The organism is Paralcaligenes sp. KSB-10, from assembly GCF_021266465.1.
Classification (GTDB): Bacteria; Pseudomonadota; Gammaproteobacteria; order Burkholderiales; family Burkholderiaceae_B.
Window position 1 is genome coordinate 37,224 of record NZ_CP089848.1, and the last position, 17,303, is coordinate 54,526.

General features: G+C 57.2%; 15 protein-coding genes. 11 read left to right on the plus strand and 4 right to left on the minus strand.

Annotated features, from left to right (window positions below; translation table 11 throughout):
* Positions 1-138 precede the first annotated feature (138 nt).
* Complete coding sequence (locus LSG25_RS00175) at positions 139-789, plus strand: DUF4136 domain-containing protein (RefSeq protein ID WP_232742725.1); 651 nt, start codon at positions 139-141, stop codon at positions 787-789.
* Positions 790-799: 10 nt separating this feature from the next.
* Here LSG25_RS00175 and LSG25_RS00180 read toward each other — a convergent pair whose 3' ends face one another.
* On the minus strand, positions 800-1,159 hold the full coding sequence (locus LSG25_RS00180) for an H-NS family nucleoid-associated regulatory protein (RefSeq protein WP_232742726.1): 360 nt from the start codon (positions 1,157-1,159) through the stop codon (positions 800-802).
* A 365-nt stretch (positions 1,160-1,524) separates the two neighbouring features.
* Here LSG25_RS00180 and LSG25_RS00185 point away from each other — a divergent pair, with 365 nt between their 5' ends.
* From LSG25_RS00185 to LSG25_RS00225, 9 genes are all read left to right on the plus strand, one after another.
* Positions 1,525-2,337 (plus strand): carbon-nitrogen hydrolase family protein, encoded by an 813-nt coding sequence (locus LSG25_RS00185; protein WP_232742727.1) that lies wholly within the window; start codon positions 1,525-1,527, stop codon positions 2,335-2,337.
* 31 nt (positions 2,338-2,368) lie between these two features.
* Positions 2,369-3,826, plus strand: a complete 1,458-nt coding sequence (tldD, locus tag LSG25_RS00190) for a metalloprotease TldD (protein WP_232742728.1) — start codon at positions 2,369-2,371, stop codon at positions 3,824-3,826.
* Between the two features lie 254 nt (positions 3,827-4,080).
* The gene (gene aroG / locus LSG25_RS00195; protein WP_232742729.1) at positions 4,081-5,160 is read left to right on the plus strand and encodes a 3-deoxy-7-phosphoheptulonate synthase AroG; all 1,080 of its coding nucleotides are present in this window, start codon (positions 4,081-4,083) and stop codon (positions 5,158-5,160) included.
* A gap of 45 nt (positions 5,161-5,205) precedes the next feature.
* On the plus strand, positions 5,206-6,618 hold the full coding sequence (locus LSG25_RS00200; RefSeq protein WP_232742730.1) for an FAD-binding oxidoreductase: 1,413 nt from the start codon (positions 5,206-5,208) through the stop codon (positions 6,616-6,618).
* 211 nt (positions 6,619-6,829) lie between these two features.
* Positions 6,830-8,266 (plus strand): FAD-linked oxidase C-terminal domain-containing protein, encoded by a 1,437-nt coding sequence (locus LSG25_RS00205; RefSeq protein WP_232744503.1) that lies wholly within the window; start codon positions 6,830-6,832, stop codon positions 8,264-8,266.
* A gap of 9 nt (positions 8,267-8,275) precedes the next feature.
* Entirely contained in the window at positions 8,276-9,376 is a 1,101-nt protein-coding gene (gene glcE, locus LSG25_RS00210) for a glycolate oxidase subunit GlcE (protein ID WP_232742731.1), read from the plus strand.
* A 9-nt stretch (positions 9,377-9,385) separates the two neighbouring features.
* Entirely contained in the window at positions 9,386-10,627 is a 1,242-nt protein-coding gene (gene glcF / locus LSG25_RS00215; RefSeq protein ID WP_232742732.1) for a glycolate oxidase subunit GlcF, read from the plus strand.
* Between the two features lie 42 nt (positions 10,628-10,669).
* Entirely contained in the window at positions 10,670-11,797 is a 1,128-nt protein-coding gene (gene mnmA / locus LSG25_RS00220; RefSeq protein ID WP_232742733.1) for a tRNA 2-thiouridine(34) synthase MnmA, read from the plus strand.
* Positions 11,798-11,885: 88 nt separating this feature from the next.
* Positions 11,886-12,701: a sulfite exporter TauE/SafE family protein gene (locus LSG25_RS00225; RefSeq protein ID WP_232742734.1), complete on the plus strand. Its 816-nt coding sequence runs from the start codon at positions 11,886-11,888 to the stop codon at positions 12,699-12,701.
* Positions 12,702-12,737: 36 nt separating this feature from the next.
* Here LSG25_RS00225 and LSG25_RS00230 read toward each other — a convergent pair whose 3' ends face one another.
* Positions 12,738-13,352 (minus strand): glutathione S-transferase N-terminal domain-containing protein, encoded by a 615-nt coding sequence (locus tag LSG25_RS00230; protein ID WP_232742735.1) that lies wholly within the window; start codon positions 13,350-13,352, stop codon positions 12,738-12,740.
* Between the two features lie 206 nt (positions 13,353-13,558).
* On the opposite strand from LSG25_RS00230, the gene purB reads away from it, so the two are divergent.
* Positions 13,559-14,935 (plus strand): adenylosuccinate lyase, encoded by a 1,377-nt coding sequence (gene purB / locus LSG25_RS00235; RefSeq protein ID WP_232744504.1) that lies wholly within the window; start codon positions 13,559-13,561, stop codon positions 14,933-14,935.
* Here purB and LSG25_RS00240 read toward each other — a convergent pair whose 3' ends face one another.
* Together LSG25_RS00240 and LSG25_RS00245 are read right to left on the minus strand one after the other, a co-directional pair.
* Positions 14,936-15,571, minus strand: a complete 636-nt coding sequence (locus LSG25_RS00240; protein WP_232742736.1) for a malonic semialdehyde reductase — start codon at positions 15,569-15,571, stop codon at positions 14,936-14,938. It abuts the gene before it with no gap.
* 1 nt (position 15,572) lies between these two features.
* Positions 15,573-17,288, minus strand: a complete 1,716-nt coding sequence (locus tag LSG25_RS00245; protein WP_232742737.1) for an amidohydrolase family protein — start codon at positions 17,286-17,288, stop codon at positions 15,573-15,575.
* Between the last annotated feature and the right edge of the window lie 15 nt (positions 17,289-17,303).

A 17,303-nucleotide genomic window follows, 5' to 3' on the forward strand; every position in this document is an offset into this window, starting at 1 on the left:
GGCGTGTGCAACCTTTTTCCGCGGTTCATTGTCTTATCGTATATAAATGGCATTATGCTGTTTTAATGATAGGCGGAGGGTTTTTCTTGCATGGCGGGACATGCATGATTTTCCAGAAGGCACAATGAGGTGAGTATTATGTTGCAGAAAATGACCGAGGGCTGGTTTGCCTCATGGCGACGCTGGGCGCTGCTGTCGTGCACGCTGTTGCTGGCGGGCTGCGCGTCGACCATATCGGCTCGAGTCACGTCGTACCAGCAATGGCCGGCCGGAGTTGCCGGGCAGACGTATCGTCTTGTGCCTGGCCCGACTCAAACCAATAATCTCGAGTTCGATACCTATGCCGATATGATTCGCGCAGCGATCGGCCCTACTGGCCTGGTCGAGGCCATTAAAAACCAGCCCGCCAGATTCGATGTGACCTTCACTTATGGAAATCCAGTTACCCAGACTTGGGTGCAACAATATGCCGACCCGCCTTTTTATAATGGATTCGGACCTGGTTGGGGTGGCTATTATGGCCCCTATAACCGAGGCTGGGGAGGCGGGGTGTATTTTGGCCCGTCCATTGTTAATGTGCCGGTGCAGGTTTACAAGAATTCCCTGACTGTTTCGATCAAGGATCGTCACAATCATGGCGCCGAAGTATATCGTTCCAGTGCTGTGAATTTCAGCGGAGGAGATAATCTTTTGCCTGTAATGCCTTATTTGGCGCGTGCTGTTTTTGACGGTTTCCCGGGGAATAATGGCCAGGTGCGTGAAATCAGGTATGAAAGAAATCCGCGATAAGCAGGTTTAATCAGGAAATCAGGAAGCTTTCACGCTTTTCGCCAGCGGCTTCGGCTGCGGAAATCCAGCGAGGCGCCTTGCCTCGGCCGGTCCAGGATTCGCCAGTTTGAGGATGGCGGTATTTGACAGGCACGGCGCGTTTGACGGCAGGCTTGGTTTCAGACTTGCGCACAGTGGCGGTTTTGCCCGGCCCTTTATTATAGGCTGTGGCGATTTCCTGCGGTGTAATGCCATATTCGCGCATTGAACGGATAATTGATGCAATAACAGGGTTGCGGCGTTTGGCTTGAAGGTCTTGAGCCTTTTTTTGCAGCTTGGCGATTTCTTTTTCGATTTTCAACTTGAGGGTAGAGTAAGTATCTTGTGCCATTGTGCATTCCTGATGAATATGTATGATTACCGTATTTAGGTCAAGAAAACCTGCCGTCTGATATTGTCTGCTTACAAATATCCATGGCCGCGTTATTGCCGATTGCCGTACATAATGAATTTGGGTGCTTGCTGCTGCACATATTGGCTGGCTGCAACTGGAGTTTTGGCGATTTCTTGCAGATGCCTGATTATCGGCGTTGTTAACGCAGGTATTGATGTTTGCGATTGAAATAATAACATCAACTTTTAATGTTTATCCATCGTTGCTGATTAATTTTCTGAATGGCCTGGAGCATTGCATACAAGCTTTGCTATTTTGAAAATCAGAAACTGATATATATTTTATGGCGATAGAAAATCATCATGACCGCAAAAAACTTTCGTGTCGCGGCTATTCAAACCGTTTCGACCACCGACCTGACCGAAAACTTGAAACAAGCCGCCGATTTGATTGGGCAGGCGGCGCGCGCGGGAGCCGAATTAATCACTTTGCCTGAGTATTTTTGTTTAATGGGCCGCCATGATCGCGATAAACTCGATCTGCGTGAAGCTTTGGGGCAAGGCCCCATACAGGATTTCCTCAAGGCGCAGGCCTTGCAGCATGGTATTTGGCTGGTTGGCGGCACGCTACCCCTGGAAAGCCCGGATAATCAACGCATTTATAATACCAGCCTGGTTTTCGATCCGACCGGCGCCCGCATCGGACGCTACGACAAAATCCATTTGTTCGGTTTCAGGAAGGGCGGCGAATCCTACGACGAATCTGTTTCGATTCGGCCCGGCGAAAATACCCCTCAATTATTCGACGCTCCCTGCGGCAAGGTCGGCCTGTCGATTTGTTACGATTTGCGTTTCCCCGAGCTTTATCGGGCCCTGGGCGAAGTCAGCCTGATTATTGTGCCCTCGGCATTTACCTACACCACCGGCTCCGCCCATTGGGAAATTCTGCTGCGTGCCCGCGCCATTGAAAATCAATGTTACGTCCTGGCGGCTGCACAAGGCGGCAAGCATGAAAATGGTCGCCGCACCTGGGGGCATTCTGTTCTAATTGACCCGTGGGGCGATATAGTCGACGAATGCCCCGAAGGGCTTGGTTTCGCAATAGGCGCCGTAGATCAACAACGCCTGGCCGATGTGCGTGAAGCTTTGCCCGCCTTGAAACATCGTACGATGTAATCCTTGTTTAATTATGGTAGCGCCACTTGTCATGAAACTTTCCGACCCTACGATTAATGCATTGGCCACGGCCAAATCCGTCCTGCTCGACCCCTGGGGCTTGAGCGAAGCGGATATGGCACGTGCCCTGGGCGAAATCTTTACGCATAAAGTCGACTATGCCGATCTGTATTTTCAATATACGCGCAGCGAAGGCTGGAGCCTCGAAGAGGGCATAGTCAAAACGGGCAGTTTTTCCATCGGCCAGGGCGTGGGGGTGCGCGCCATCAGTGGCGAGAAAACCGCTTTCGCGTATTCCGATACTTTGTCCGCCGAAGCATTGTTGTCTTCCGCCCGAACCGTGCGCAGCATAGGCCGGCAAGGGGCCGGGCGCCAAAAGGTCGTCACCGGGCAGGCTCGGGTCAACCACGATTTATACCCTGCGATCGATCCCTTGAATACTCTGTCGGCGCCCGACAAAGTGGCTTTGCTCGAGCGCGTCGAAGCCATGGCGCGCGCCGCCGACCCGCATATTATCCAGGTCATGGCCGGCCTGGGCGCCGAATACGATGTGATCCTGGTCGCGGGCAGCGACGGCCGTCTGGTTGCCGACGTGCGCCCCCTGGTGCGGCTTTCTCTTACGGTGATTGCCGAGCGTGGCGGCCGGCGCGAAATGGGGCACGGCGGCGGAGGCGGGCGTACCGGCCTGGCCTATTTCTCCGACGAAATTCTGCGCTCCTACGTCAAGCGCGCAACCCACGAGGCCCTGATCAATCTCGAGGCGCGGCCGGCGCCTGCCGGCGAAATGACAGTGGTGCTGGGTTCGGGTTGGCCCGGTATTTTGCTGCACGAAGCGGTGGGGCACGGCCTGGAGGGCGATTTCAATCGCAAGGGCTCAAGCATTTTTGCCGGCCGCATGGGCGAACGGGTGGCCTCCAAAGGGGTTACTGTGGTCGATGACGGAACCCTGGCCGATCGCCGCGGGTCGCTCAATGTCGACGACGAAGGCAACCCCACCCAGCGCAATGTGCTGATTGAGGACGGCATTTTGCGTGGCTATATGCAAGACTCCATGAATGCACGCCTGATGAAAACGGCAGTTACCGGCAATGGCCGGCGTGAGTCGTTTGCGCATTTGCCCATGCCGCGCATGACCAATACCTATATGCTGGCAGGCAAGGAAGATCCGGCCGGAATTATCGCCTCGGTTAAAAAAGGCCTCTACGCGGTCAATTTTGGCGGTGGCCAGGTCGACATCACCAGCGGCAAGTTTGTTTTTTCGGCGTCCGAGGCCTATGTGATCGAAAACGGCAAAATAAGCTATCCGGTCAAGGGAGCCACCTTGATAGGCAACGGGCCCGACGCCATGAACCGGGTGAGCATGATAGGCAACGATTTGCAACTGGATTCCGGTGTCGGAACCTGCGGCAAAGAGGGGCAAAGCGTTCCTGTTGGAGTTGGGATGCCAACGGTGCGCATGGATGGCCTGACGGTCGGCGGCACTGCCTGAGCCCGGTTTTTTTGCACAGAGTCGCAAATTGCCATTGATTTTATTTGGCATGCCGCCGACTCTGTGCTAGGATTTACAACTATGCACTGCGCAAGCCAATTTTTCTTTTATTTTTATACCTTTCCAAGACCGCTGGTGGAGGAAGGGAAGCGTAGTACGCAGTAAAAAAACCAAATTCCCAAAAAGCCGCCAGCTTAGCTAGGCGGCTTTTTTTGTACCGCTTGCCGAGATGGACATTACCCTGGAGCTGATCCGTGTTACACAATACCGACGATTTACGTATTCGAGAAATTAAAGAGTTGAGCCCGCCCGCTCACGTCATGCGCGAATTTACGTGTACGACCAAGATTTCGAATACGGTGTACCAGGCTCGCCATGCCCTGCACAATATTCTGCAGGGCGCCGATGATCGCTTGGCAGTGGTAATAGGGCCATGCTCGATTCATTACCCGGAGGCCGCGCTGGAATATGCCAAGCGCCTCCAGAAGCAACGCGAGCGCTTCAAGGGCGAGCTTGAAATCATCATGCGGGTTTATTTCGAAAAACCCCGCACTACGGTTGGCTGGAAGGGGCTGATCAACGATCCCATGCTGGATGGCAGTTTCAACATCAATCAGGGTTTGCGCACGGCGCGCGAGCTGCTTATCAATGTCAATGATCTTGGCCTGCCCGCGGGCTGCGAGTTCCTTGACATGATCACCCCGCAGTACATTGCCGACCTGGTGTCCTGGGGAGCTATCGGTGCGCGTACCACTGAAAGCCAGGTGCATCGCGAGCTTGCCTCGGGCCTGTCGTGTCCGGTAGGTTTTAAAAATGGCACCGATGGCAATGTGAAAATCGCCGTTGACGCGATCAAGGCGGCGTCTCAGCCGCATCATTTCCTGTCGGTTACCAAGGGGGGCCATTCGGCGATTGTGTCTACGGTTGGCAATGAAGACTGCCACGCAATCCTGCGAGGCGGGAAAGTGCCTAATTACGACGCCGACAATGTCGAGCAGGCATGCCAGATTCTCTCCAAATCGGGCTTGCGCGCCCGACTGATGATAGACGCGAGCCACGCCAACAGTAACAAAGACTACAGAAATCAGCCTGCGGTAATTGAAAATATCGCACAGCAGATGGAAAGTGGCGACGAGCGCATTTTCGGCGTCATGGTTGAAAGCCATCTGGTCGGAGGGCGGCAGGACCTCGTCGAAGGCCAGCCTCTTGTGTACGGTCAAAGCATTACCGACGGATGCATCGACTGGGATACCTCGGTGCAGGTTATGGAGCGTCTGGCGCAGGCGGTCAGGCATCGTCGAGAAGTTGCCGCTCAGGCTTCCGCGGTCAGCTAATGGTTGAATGTTGTATCGTAGCTAAATTACTTCCGGAGTTGATCGATGAATGCCCCAGTTTTTCTCGAGAGTGCCCGACGCCCGATTCCGGCAGGTTTTCTGGATGCGTTAAAGGCACAGTTCAAAGAGCGTGTTTCCACCGCTCATGCCGTCTGCGAACATCACGGGCGCGACGAATCGCCGTATCCACCCATGCTGCCCGATGCCGTGGTGTTTGCGTCCAGTACCGACGAGGTCGCCTGGGTGGCCCGGCTCTGCCATCAGCACAAGGTGCCCCTGATTCCCTATGGCGCCGGTTCCTCGATTGAGGGGCATCTATTGGCTGTACATGGTGGTATCAGCCTGGATTTGTCCGGCATGAACCAGATGGTGGCGGTCAATTCCGAAGATCTTACCGCCACCGTGCAGGCAGGGGTAACCCGCAAGCAGCTCAACGAAGAGATCCGCAACACTGGCCTGTTTTTTCCGATCGACCCCGGAGCCGATGCCAGCCTGGGAGGCATGGCCGCCACGCGCGCTTCGGGTACGAATGCGGTGCGCTACGGCACCATGCGCGAAAATGTGATGAATCTGAAAGTGGTCACCGCGGATGGGCGCATTATTGAAACTGCGAATCGCGCCAAGAAATCGTCGGCGGGCTATGACCTGACCCGGATTTTCGTAGGCAGCGAAGGTACGCTGGGCATCATTACCGAAGTAACGGTGCGCTTGTATCCGCAGCCCGAGGCCATTTCGGCCGCGATTTGCAATTTCTCCACGCTCGATGCGGCCGTGCAAAGCGTGATTGAAATCATACAGATGGGGGTTCCGGTGGCGCGGGTCGAATTCATGGATAGCGCCGCCGTCAGGGCGACGAATGCCTACAGCAAGCTTAGCTTGCAGGAATCGCCGCTCTTGCTGTTCGAATTTCACGGCAGCGCGGCGGGGGTCAAAGAACAGGCCGAGACCGTGCAAAGCATTACGCGCGATAACGGCGGCATGGATTTCGAATGGGCCGAGCGCCCGGAAGACCGCAGTCGTTTATGGACGGCCAGGCATAACGCCTACTTTGCAGGTCTGCAACTGCGGCCTGGAGCACGGGCCAGCACTACCGACGTCTGTGTGCCCATTTCACGCCTGGCCGAATGCGTGTCCGAGACCGCCAAAGAGCTGGATCAGGCAAGCTTCCCCTATATGATCGTGGGCCACGTGGGCGACGGCAATTTTCATGTGCTGATGCTGCTTGATCCCGACAGCCAGTCCGACTGGGACGAGTCCGAGCGCCTGAATCATCGCTTGGTCAGGCGGGCCATCGATATGGATGGCACCTGCACCGGCGAACACGGCATCGGTTTGCACAAAATGGAGTTCATGCTGGCTGAACATGGACAGGATGCATTGGATTTGATGCGTAGCCTGAAGCATGCATTCGACCCCCACAACATCCTGAATCCGGGGAAAATTATTCCCACGAAGTAAGGCCGCATGTTTTCATGATTGTCTTGTTTTTTTAGTTTATGTCATGGCTGCTTACGTATCGCCCGAGTATCGACAAAAGGATGTCTTAGGGTAGTCCCGGTCATGTATTTCCGAGGCATTCGCGTTACATTTATAGCTTGAGGGAAAACTATACATGAACGATAACGCGATGCCATCGGCACAGTCGACCGGGCCGGATTTTGTGGGGCTGATGGCAAGACTTAAAACAAATATCCCGGCACACTGCATTTTGTCCAGAATCGAAGACACCCGACCTTACGAGTGCGATGGCTTGTCGCTGTACCGGTCTCTGCCGCCGGTAGTGGTATTGCCTGAAAATGAAGAGCAGGTGATTGCCGTCATGCAGGCATGCAAGGCGCTGAATATCCCGATTGTTGCGCGCGGCGCCGGCACAGGCTTGTCAGGCGGAGCCATGCCGCATGCCCAAGGAATTCTGCTGGGCCTGTCCAAGCTCAATCAAATCAAGCGAATCGACTTGCCGTCGGCAACGGCTGTCGTGCAGCCCGGAGTGCGCAATTTGGCCATTTCCGAAGCGGCGGCGGCATACGGTTTGTATTATGCGCCCGATCCTTCCAGCCAGATTGCCTGTTCCATCGGTGGGAACATCGCCGAAAACTCGGGCGGGGTACATTGTCTGAAATATGGCCTTACTGTTCATAATGTTTTGCGGGTTCGCGTTGTCACCATCGACGGCGCCATACTCGAGCTGGGTTCGGAAGCACCCGACAGCCCAGGCCTGAATTTGCTGGCGGCTTTCATAGGTTCGGAGGGCATGCTCGGGGTGGTCACCGAGGTAACGGTCAAGCTGATTCCCAAGCCGGCATGCGCGCGAGTCATCATGGCCAGTTTTGCCAGCGTTGAAGCGGCCAGCAGGGCGGTAACCAATGTGATTGCTGCCGGAATCATTCCGGCAGGCCTCGAAATGATGGACAAGCGCGCCGTGCATATGGTCGAGCCCTTTGTAAAGGCGGGCTACGATCTCGAGGCCGCCGCTATCCTGTTATGCGAGTCGGACGGGACGGCTGCCGAGGTCGATGACGAAATCGAACGCATGGAAGCGGTTTTTCGGGATGCCGGCGCAACCCGCCTGCAAGTGTCGCGTACCGATCACGAACGCCTGACCTTCTGGGCGGGCCGGAAAAATGCATTTCCCGCGGCTGGCCGGGTTTCGCCCGACTACTACTGCATGGATGGCACGATCCCGCGCCGCCACCTGGGCCGCGTGCTCAGTGCCATCGAGCAGATGGAAGATGAATACGGTTTGCGCTGCGCCAATGTTTTTCATGCCGGCGACGGAAATCTGCATCCGCTCATCATGTTCGATTCGAACCAGCCTGCCGAGGTCGAGCGGGCCGAAAAATTCGGGGCTGAAATCCTTGAACTGTGCGTGCAGGTCGGCGGTACGGTCACAGGCGAACATGGCGTGGGCATCGAGAAAATCAATCAAATGTGTGTGCAATTCACACGCGAAGAGCTCAATGCGTTTGCAGCGGTCAAGACCGCCTTCGACCCGTATGGCTTGCTGAATCCCGAAAAAGTCATTCCGACGCTGGCGCGCTGCGCGGAGTACGGCAAGATGCATGTTCATGGCGGCGATATCCGTTTTCCCGAATTACCTCGTTTTTGAGAGTCACAAATGGAGTTTGTTTTATCGGAATTGAGCGAACAGGTCATGACCGCTCGTGCCGCGCAACGTCCCTTGCATATTCGTGGCGGCGCAAGCAAGCGGTTTTATGGCGAAGCCACCGATCTCGAAGATCTCAACAGCCATGTAGTACTCGATTTATCGGGCTACTGCGGCATAGTCAACTACCAGCCTTCCGAATTGGTCATCACGGCTCGGGCGGGAACGCTGCTGTCCGATATCGAACGGACACTCGATGAGCAGAACCAGATGCTGGCATTCGAACCGCCCCGGTTCAGCCCTGCTTCCACGCTGGGTGGGTGTGTGGCTTCCGGCCTGGCGGGCCCGCGGCGCATGGCGGCGGGTAGCCTGCGCGATTTCGTTTTGGGAGCCAAGTTGCTCGATTCATCAGGCATAGTGCTCGAGTTTGGCGGCGAGGTCATGAAAAACGTGGCCGGCTACGATGTATCGCGCCTGCTGGCAGGATCAATGGGGATTTTTGGAGCCTTGGTCGAAGTGTCCCTCAAAGTTGCGCCCAAGCCCTTCCAGGAAAGTACGGTGGTGCTTGCGTGTACGGAAACCGAAGCGCTGGAATCCTTTAATCGTTGGCGTGGCCAGCCTTTACCTATTTCCGCCACGTGCTGGCACGCAACGGGCGACGAAAAAGAAGGCCGGCTTTGGGTGCGAGTATCGGGAAGCACGCCCGCCGTCGCCAGCGGCTTGCAAAAAATCGGCGGCCAGCTTGTTGACCCGCACGAGGCGCAGGCATTCTGGAATAGCCTGCGCGATCAGACGCATTCTTTCTTTCAGGCAGTGCCGTTATGGCGCGTTGCCGTGCCTCCCCAGGTTTCGCCTTTGGGTCTTGGACCCACGCTGATTGAGTGGAATGGCGGCCAGCGCTGGTTATCGAAGGTTGCATCGGGCAGCGATCTGCGCGAGCAGGTAGCCGGGCTGGGCGGGCACGCCACTGTGTTTCGCTATGATCCAGCACGGCTCGATGTTCCCGTGTTTCACCCCCTCGATGCCGGCTTGATGAGTGTGTCCCGCCGTCTGAAACAAGAACTCGATCCAATGGGTATTTTCAATCCAAAACGTCTGTTTCCCGAATTTTGAGGTTTAGCTGTGCAAACAAACTTAGCATCATGGGCGCGTGATACCGAACTGGGCAAAGAGGCCGAAGAAATTCTGCGTCGCTGCGTGCATTGCGGCTTCTGTCTGGCAACATGCCCTACATATCAGATTCTGGGAGACGAACTCGACAGTCCCCGGGGGCGCATCTATCTGATCAAGCAAGTCCTCGAAGGCGTCGAGCCCACTGTGGCGACTCAGCAGCATCTGGATCGCTGCCTGACATGCCGCAATTGCGAAACCACCTGTCCCTCCGGGGTCGAATATGGCGCCCTGATCGATATCGGGCGCAATCTGGTCGATCAGAAGGTTGAGCGCCCCTTGGCCCAAAAGGCCACGCGTGCCGTTTTACGCCATACACTGAATTCGCCGGTTTTCGAGCCAGCCTACAAATTGGGCCGACTGGTGCGGGGCGTGCTGCCCGAGACGCTGAAAAACAAGATTCCAGAGGCTCGCCCGGCGGGCGTGCTGCCCGATGGCTCCCGGCACGCGCGGCAGGTTCTGATGCTGGCCGGGTGTGTGCAGCCGGCCATGATGCCGACGATCGATGCAGCCACGATACGCGTCCTGGATGCGATCGGGATCGGTACCCAGGTCGTCGCGGGCGCCGGCTGCTGCGGTGCCATCAATTTTCATCTGGACGCACAAGAGGCTGCGCTGGCGCAAATGCGTGCCAACATCGATGCGTGGCTGCCCCTGCTTGATAGCGGCGCCGTCGAGGCGGTAGTCATGAATGCGTCGGGCTGCGGGGCGATGGTCAAAGAATATGCTCATCATTTGCGCTTCGATCCGCATTATGTGGTCAAGGCCTTGCGTGTCGTCGACAAAGTACGGGATATTGCCGAGCTTGTTGCGCCACACGCGGAGGCCTTGAAGCCTGCCATGCTTGGCTTGCCCGAGCGCGTTGCCTTCCATCCCCCCTGCACGCTGCAGCACTGGCAGGGCCTGCGCGGCCTGACCGAGCGCCTGCTTGCGGACCTGGGCTTCGAGCTGCATGCTTTCGCCGAATCGCATTTGTGCTGCGGGTCGGCCGGCACGTATTCCGTGACACAGCCCGAGTTGTCCAAAGCCTTGCGAGATCGCAAGCTGCAGGCCCTGGCCGCGGCCCAGCCCGATTGCATCGTTTCGTCCAATATCGGTTGTATTGGACACTTGCAAAGCGGAACGGCCACGCCTGTGCGGCATTGGGTCGAAGTCGTCGACCAGGCTCTTGCACAGGCGAAAGCCGCGGCATAGGCCGGTGCCCGATATTGGGCCGGATAAGTTTAAAATACCTCGATGGTTAAATTATCTGCATCGAAATCGAAAGGGCGCGTAGTCGTTGGCATGTCGGGAGGGGTCGATTCCTCGGTTACGGCGTGGCTGCTGAAACAGCAAGGCTATGAAGTTCTTGGGCTGTTCATGAAAAACTGGGAGGACGACGACGATTCGGAATACTGTTCGACGCGTCAGGACTGGCTGGATGCGGCCAGTGTTGCCGATTTGATCGGCGTCGATATCGAGGCCGTGAATTTTGCCGCTGAATACAAAGATCGCGTCTTCGCCGATTTCTTGCGCGAATATTCGGCGGGCCGCACGCCCAATCCCGATGTACTCTGCAATGCGGAAATCAAGTTCAAGGCCTTTCTGGACCACGCCATGTCTTTGGGGGCGGACCTGATCGCGACCGGACACTATGCGCGAGTGCGGAGTGTGGAAACGGGCCACGGCATGCGTTACGAATTGCTCAAGGCCCTGGACTTGACCAAGGATCAAAGCTATTTCCTGCATAGGCTCAATCAGGAGCAATTAGCCCGAACGCTGTTTCCTCTGGGCGAAATGCCCAAAACGGAAGTGCGCAGCGTTGCGCGGTCGCTGCACTTGCCCAATGCTGCAAAAAAGGACTCCACGGGTATCTGCTTCATAGGCGAGCGTCCGTTTCGCGAGTTTCTCAATCGCTACCTGCCTACCCAGCCCGGCCCCATCAAGACCGCGGAGGGCGCGACTGTGGGCCAGCATCATGGCCTGTCCTTTTATACCCTGGGCCAGCGCAAAGGCCTGGGCATCGGTGGCGTAAAGGGGCGGCAGCGCGACGACGGAACGGCTGACGCCTGGTATACGGCGCGCAAAGATCTCGAAAACAATACCTTGTATGTTGTGCAGGGGCACGATCACCCCTGGCTGCTGGCGCAGCAGCTTCAAGCGCAGGAAGCGAGCTGGGTGTCGGGGCAGGTTCCCGAACCAGGCGCGTACACGGCCAAGACCCGCTATCGGCAGGCCGATGCGGCCTGTGTGTTGCGGGGGCCTGCCTCGGACAAGTTTGCCTTGAGTTTTAACGACCCGCAGTGGGCCGTGACCCCCGGGCAATCTGCCGTACTATATGCGGGCGATGTGTGTCTGGGCGGCGGTTTTATTGCATCGCCCTAGGCAGGCGCCTGTTTTTCAGGAGCCGCGTCGAATCGCGACTTGAACTGCCGCGCCCCAAACCACGATGTGTTGAATCTTCAGGGTAATTATGGATCTGGTCTTTATTATCAGCTTGCTGTTTCTCGGATGCATTGTCGGTTTTGCGGCAGGGCTGCTGGGAATAGGCGGCGGAATGATGCTGGTGCCTTTTCTGACCATGCTGTTCCCGCTGTTTGGGGTTCCCGATTCGCTGGTCGTGCATGCGGCGATTGCCACTTCCATGACCACGATTATTTTTACCTCGATTTCCAGCGTGCGGGCCCATCACGCCAAGGGGGCAATTCGCTGGGACATCGTGGGGGTCATGGCTCCGGGCATGATCGTGGGCGGCCTGATTTCCGGCGGAGCGGTTTTTTCCTATCTCAGCGGTGCATGGCTGTCCTTGTTTTTTGGCCTGTTTGTGGGCTATTCGGGGCTGCGCATGCTGGTGGCCAAGCCACCCGCCATTCCACGGCAAATGCCTGGCAAGGCGGCGACGGCGGGGGTGGGTGTGGCTATCGGTTTCGCCTCGGGCTTGCTGGGCGCCGGTGGCGGGTTTTTATCGGTACCGTTCATGACCCGCTGCAGTGTGGCGGTGCGTCACGCCGTGGCCACGTCGGCGGCGCTGGGTTTTTTCATTGCAGTGGCCAATAGCCTTGGCTATATTTTTTCCGGTCTCAAGGAAGTGCAGGGCCAGCCTGGCATGCTGGGGTATGTATATTGGCCTGCGCTGCTCGTTTTATCGGCCATGAGCGTGCTGACCGCCCCGCTCGGCGCGCGCTGCGCGCATCGTTGGCCGGTCGCCACCCTGAAACGGGTCTTTGCCTGCCTGTTGTTTTCCCTGGCTGCGTATATGTTGTACGGTGCGTATAGGGCGTTTGAATGATGGCTTTCGGGCTGGAAGGCAGCCCGCACACGCGGGCTATTTTTGAGGCGGTAGCGTACCGGAAAAAGACGGGCGGATTGCCAGTTTTTCTTCCAGGCGGGCCAAGTGTCCGTATTGTTTGCGCCAGTTCAGGTGATCGAAACGCAGGTCCAGGTAACCCAGCGCGCAGCCTACAGAGATATCGGCCAGGCTGAAGTTGACGCCCATGCAGAATGCCTGGGTGTTCAAGCCTTGATCCATGAATTCCAGCGCCGCCGAGATTTTCTTGCTCTGGCGATCGATCCAGTCTTCGCTGCGTAAATTGGCGGCCCGTCGGTTGGTTTCGATATTGATGGCAACCGCCGCGTCGAGCACGCCGTCGGCTATGGCTTCCCAGCACCTGGTAGCGGTGCGGTCGCGGCCGGCCTGGGGAATCAGGCGCCCCACCGGGGAAAGCGTGTCCAGGTATTCGACAATGACGCGGGAGTCAAAAAGGCTGCCGCCGTCGTCCATCAGCAGACAGGGGACTTTGCCCAGTGGGTTGGATTCCTGGATTTTTGTATCTTCCGCCCACACATTTTCCAGCACAAATTCGTAATCGAGCTTTTTTTCGGCCATGACGACGCGCACTTTGCGTACATACGGGCTAGTCAGGGAACCAATCAGTTTCATGGGGACGCGGGGATGGTTATGGGCGAAAAAAGTATAGCAGGATAACGCCGCCAATTTGTGACGGAGCGCGAACTAAGCCGTACGAGGTATGTCAGAAAGTGTCAATGTGTGGTTTATATGCGGTTTGCCGGCAAAGGCTGCGGAAAATCCCATAATTAGGTCGATGTTAAAATTTCCGTTTGATTTTTCCCCTACGCGAGTCCTCGATGCAGATTGCCGAACAACTTAGTCACCTGAACGCCTTGTCCCCCCTGGATGGGCGTTATGCCGCCAAAGGGCAGGCGCTGCGAGGCGTGCTGTCGGAAGCGGCTTTCATGGCTCATCGCGTCGAGGTCGAGGTTGCCTGGCTGATAGGCCTGTCCGACGCCGGTTTGCCCGAGTTGGCGCCATTTTCGGAAGCCGCTCGCGCCGAGCTGCGCGAGCTCGTCGAGAATTTCTCCGAACGCGATGCCGCATTGATCAAAGAGATTGAAAAAACCACCAACCACGACGTCAAGGCGGTCGAGTACTGGCTAAAAGAGCGTGTGGCCGATAACGCCGAACTTGCCGGCGCCAGCGAGTTCATCCACTTCGCCTGCACCTCCGAGGACATCAACAATACCTCGCATGCGCTCATGCTGACGCGGGCCCGCTCCGGCTTTATTGTGCCGCGCCTGAACGACGTGCATGCGCGCCTGAAATCCCTGGCTCGGCAGTTTGCGGATCAACCCATGCTCTCGCGCACGCATGGCCAACCGGCCAGCCCCACCACGCTGGGCAAGGAGTTTGCCAATGTGGCTGCTCGGCTGGAGCGGGCCATTGCCGCTATCCAGGCGGTCGAGCCGCTGGCCAAGCTCAATGGCGCCACGGGCAACTACAACGCTCATTTGTCCGCTTATCCGGAAATCGACTGGCCCGCGTTCAGCGCCAAGACCCTGTCGGGCCTGGGTTTGACGCAAAACGTCTACACCATACAGATTGAACCGCACGACTGGATGGCCGCCCTGTTCGATGCGGTGGCGCGCGCCAATACCATCATGCTCGATCTGGATCGCGATATCTGGGGCTATATTTCGCTGGGCTACTTCAAACAGCGACTGAAAGAAGGCGAGGTGGGTTCGTCCACCATGCCGCACAAAGTCAATCCCATCGATTTCGAGAATTCCGAAGGCAACCTGGGCCTGGCCAATGCTGTCTTGCGCCATCTGTCCGAGAAGCTGCCGGTGTCGCGCTGGCAGCGCGACCTGACCGACTCTACCGTGTTGCGCAATCTGGGTGTGGCGCTCGGCTACTGCGCTGTCGCATGGGATGCATGTATGAAGGGCATGAGCAAGCTCGAGCTGAACGCGGGTGCCATCGATGCCGACATCGATGGCTGCTGGGAGGTTCTGGCAGAGCCTGTGCAAACCGTGATGCGCCGTTACGGGCTGCCTCAGCCTTACGAGCAGCTCAAGGCGCTGACTCGCGGCAAAGGCATCAATGAAGAAGGCTTGCGCGAATTCATCACCGGGCTCGATCTACCGCCCGAGCCCAAGGCGCGCCTGCTGGCCATGACACCGCGTTCTTATGTGGGCCTGGCGGCGGAGCTGGCCAAGCGGGTGTGATCAGACTATGGCACAGGCTTCGTTGAAGGCCAGTCTGGGTAATGGCGGGTGCAGGCGTGCCGGCATGCCGTATCCCAAATTGCATATAAAGTTCACTTCGCAGGGCTTGCCGGGGAAAAATTCCCGTGCTGCCGCCTCTCCATCAAAGCCTCCCATAGGTCCGCAATCCAGGCCCAGGGCCCGGGCGGCCAATATAAGGTAACCGCCTTGCAGGCTGCCGTTGCGCAAGGCTGTTTCGCGCGCCGTAACCGGCGTTGCGCTGAACCACGAGCTGGCTTCCGGCTGATGCGGATATAGTTTGAACAACTGCTCGTAAAACCGCAGGTCATAACCGACAATCGCGGTTACCGGAGCAAGCCTTGTTTGTTCCCGGTTGCCCGCGGCCATTAGCGGCAATAGCCGCTCTTTGGCTTCGGCGCTGCATAGGAAGATGATTCGCGCGGGCAGGCAATTGGCGGAGGTCGGTCCTTGGACCATCAAAGAATACAATTCGTGCAACAGCGGCATGGGTATGCCGCGTTGTTGCCATGCGCGGTGCGTGCGCGCATGGCGGAATAACCGATTCAGGCTTTGATCATCGAGTCGTTCAGAGTTGTGGTCTTGGCTTTCATGCCTGAGGGAATTGGGCGGATTCATGTCAGGCATGCCTCGCCTTTTGGCCTCGAAGCAGGCGGCCCGGCAGCACGCCGGTGGCCTGCCCATTTTCAAATATGGGCTCTCCATTGACGATGGTAGCCACATAGCCATCGGCCCGTTGTACCAGGCGGCGCCCGCCGCCGGGCAGGTCGAAGCGCATTTCGGGGCCATGCAGTTTCAAAGCCCGAGGGTCAATGACGTTGATGTCTGCCTTGTACCCCGGTTGAAGCAAGCCACGGTCGTGCAAGCCATATACGCGCGCCGTGTCGGCGGTTTGGCGCTTGACTACGAACTCAAGCGGCAACTGAGGACCTCGGGTCCGATCCCGGGTCCAGTAGCTGAGCATGAATGTGGGCATGCTGACATCGCAGATATAGCCGCAATGAGCGCCGCCGTCGGATAGGCTATTGACGGTATTGTCATGCTGTAAAAGCTGATGGAGGTGGTCAAGGTGCCCATAGGAATAATTGAATGACGGGTAGTACAGAATCGCTTCGCCGTTATTGTTCAACATCAGATCGTAGATGATCTCGAGTGGAGGGCGTCCGCTACGCTCGGCCATGGCCGCGACACTGTTTTCCGCCAAAGGCTCGTAATCGGGTTCTGTACCGAGAGGGTATATTTTGTGAAAGCTGCTGAATAGCGTTTCGGCTCGGCGATCCCGCAGGCCCGCCTGCTCGTTCATGATTCTCTGACGAACCTCAGGGGTGCGCAGACGAGTCAGAATCTGATCGAACGGCAGGTGCTGCATAGCTTGGTATGTGGGGTGCGACATAAAGGGATGCAGGGTGCTTTGCCAGGAAAACAGAATTCCCAAGGGGCGCCCGCTGATTCCTCCCATTAGCTGGACGCCCTGATCGCGAGCACGGTCCAGCGTATGAAGCAATTGTTTCCAGACATCGGGGGCGGGGTCTGTTTGTTGCAAATTGAACAGGACGGGCAAGCGATTGTGCCGCGCCAGTTGTTCCAGCCAGGGGATTTCCTGCTCCATGGCGGGATGATTGGCCGTCATCTGAAAGACCCCATGGCCAACTTCCCCTAGTACGCTGCCCAGAGCCATGAGCTCTTCTTCCGTCGCAAAAGTACCCGGTGGATATTTACGCTCGTCGTATTTGTGCAAAAAAGTGCGTGCGGTCGAGAACCCCACCGCGCCAGCCTCAAGCCCCTCGCGCACGACTTGTCGCATAGCGACGAGATCGGCCGGCGAAGCTTCGTCGTGATGAATCGCGCGATCCCCCATCACATAGGCTCGTACGGCCGAGTGTGGGATTTGCGCCCCGATATCCAGTGCCTTGGGACGCCGTTCCAGCGCATCAAGGTATTCGGGAAAGGTTTCCCAGTCCCATTGAATGCCTTCCGACAGCACGCTTCCAGGAATATCTTCCACGCCTTCCATGACTTTGATTAGCCATTCGCGCCGTTCCTGCTTGACCGGGGCGAACCCGACACCGCAATTGCCCATGATGGCTGTGGTCACCCCGTGCCAGGTGGAAGGGCTGAGATACGGATCCCAGGTAGCCTGCCCGTCGTAATGGGTATGGATATCGACCCAGCCCGGGGTAACCAGGCAGCCGGTGGCGTCGATTTCCCGTTTGGCTTGCCCGATTTTAGAGCCCGCCTGGACGATGAGTCCGTCATTGACGGCCAGATCGCCGGTGTACGAGGCATTGCCGCTGCCGTCGACCAGGGTGCCTCCGCGAATGGCAAGGTCATGCATGCTAATTTCTCCAGG

Bases quoted from the DNA above. Each gene is read 5' to 3' on its own strand.
- LSG25_RS00205 (WP_232744503.1), top strand. From the start codon at position 6,830: ATGGCAAGACTTAAAACAAATATCCCGGCACACTGCATTTTGTCCAGA.
- LSG25_RS00175 (WP_232742725.1), top strand. From the start codon at position 139: ATGTTGCAGAAAATGACCGAGGGCTGGTTTGCCTCATGGCGACGCTGG.
- LSG25_RS00240 (WP_232742736.1), bottom strand. From the start codon at position 15,571: ATGAATCCGCCCAATTCCCTCAGGCATGAAAGCCAAGACCACAACTCT.
- purB (WP_232744504.1), top strand. From the start codon at position 13,559: ATGCAGATTGCCGAACAACTTAGTCACCTGAACGCCTTGTCCCCCCTG.
- glcE (WP_232742731.1), top strand. From the start codon at position 8,276: ATGGAGTTTGTTTTATCGGAATTGAGCGAACAGGTCATGACCGCTCGT.
- LSG25_RS00230 (WP_232742735.1), bottom strand. From the start codon at position 13,352: ATGAAACTGATTGGTTCCCTGACTAGCCCGTATGTACGCAAAGTGCGC.
- LSG25_RS00245 (WP_232742737.1), bottom strand. From the start codon at position 17,288: ATGCATGACCTTGCCATTCGCGGAGGCACCCTGGTCGACGGCAGCGGC.
- LSG25_RS00200 (WP_232742730.1), top strand. From the start codon at position 5,206: ATGAATGCCCCAGTTTTTCTCGAGAGTGCCCGACGCCCGATTCCGGCA.
- mnmA (WP_232742733.1), top strand. From the start codon at position 10,670: ATGGTTAAATTATCTGCATCGAAATCGAAAGGGCGCGTAGTCGTTGGC.
- tldD (WP_232742728.1), top strand. From the start codon at position 2,369: ATGAAACTTTCCGACCCTACGATTAATGCATTGGCCACGGCCAAATCC.
- LSG25_RS00185 (WP_232742727.1), top strand. From the start codon at position 1,525: ATGACCGCAAAAAACTTTCGTGTCGCGGCTATTCAAACCGTTTCGACC.
- LSG25_RS00180 (WP_232742726.1), bottom strand. From the start codon at position 1,159: ATGGCACAAGATACTTACTCTACCCTCAAGTTGAAAATCGAAAAAGAA.
- LSG25_RS00225 (WP_232742734.1), top strand. From the start codon at position 11,886: ATGGATCTGGTCTTTATTATCAGCTTGCTGTTTCTCGGATGCATTGTC.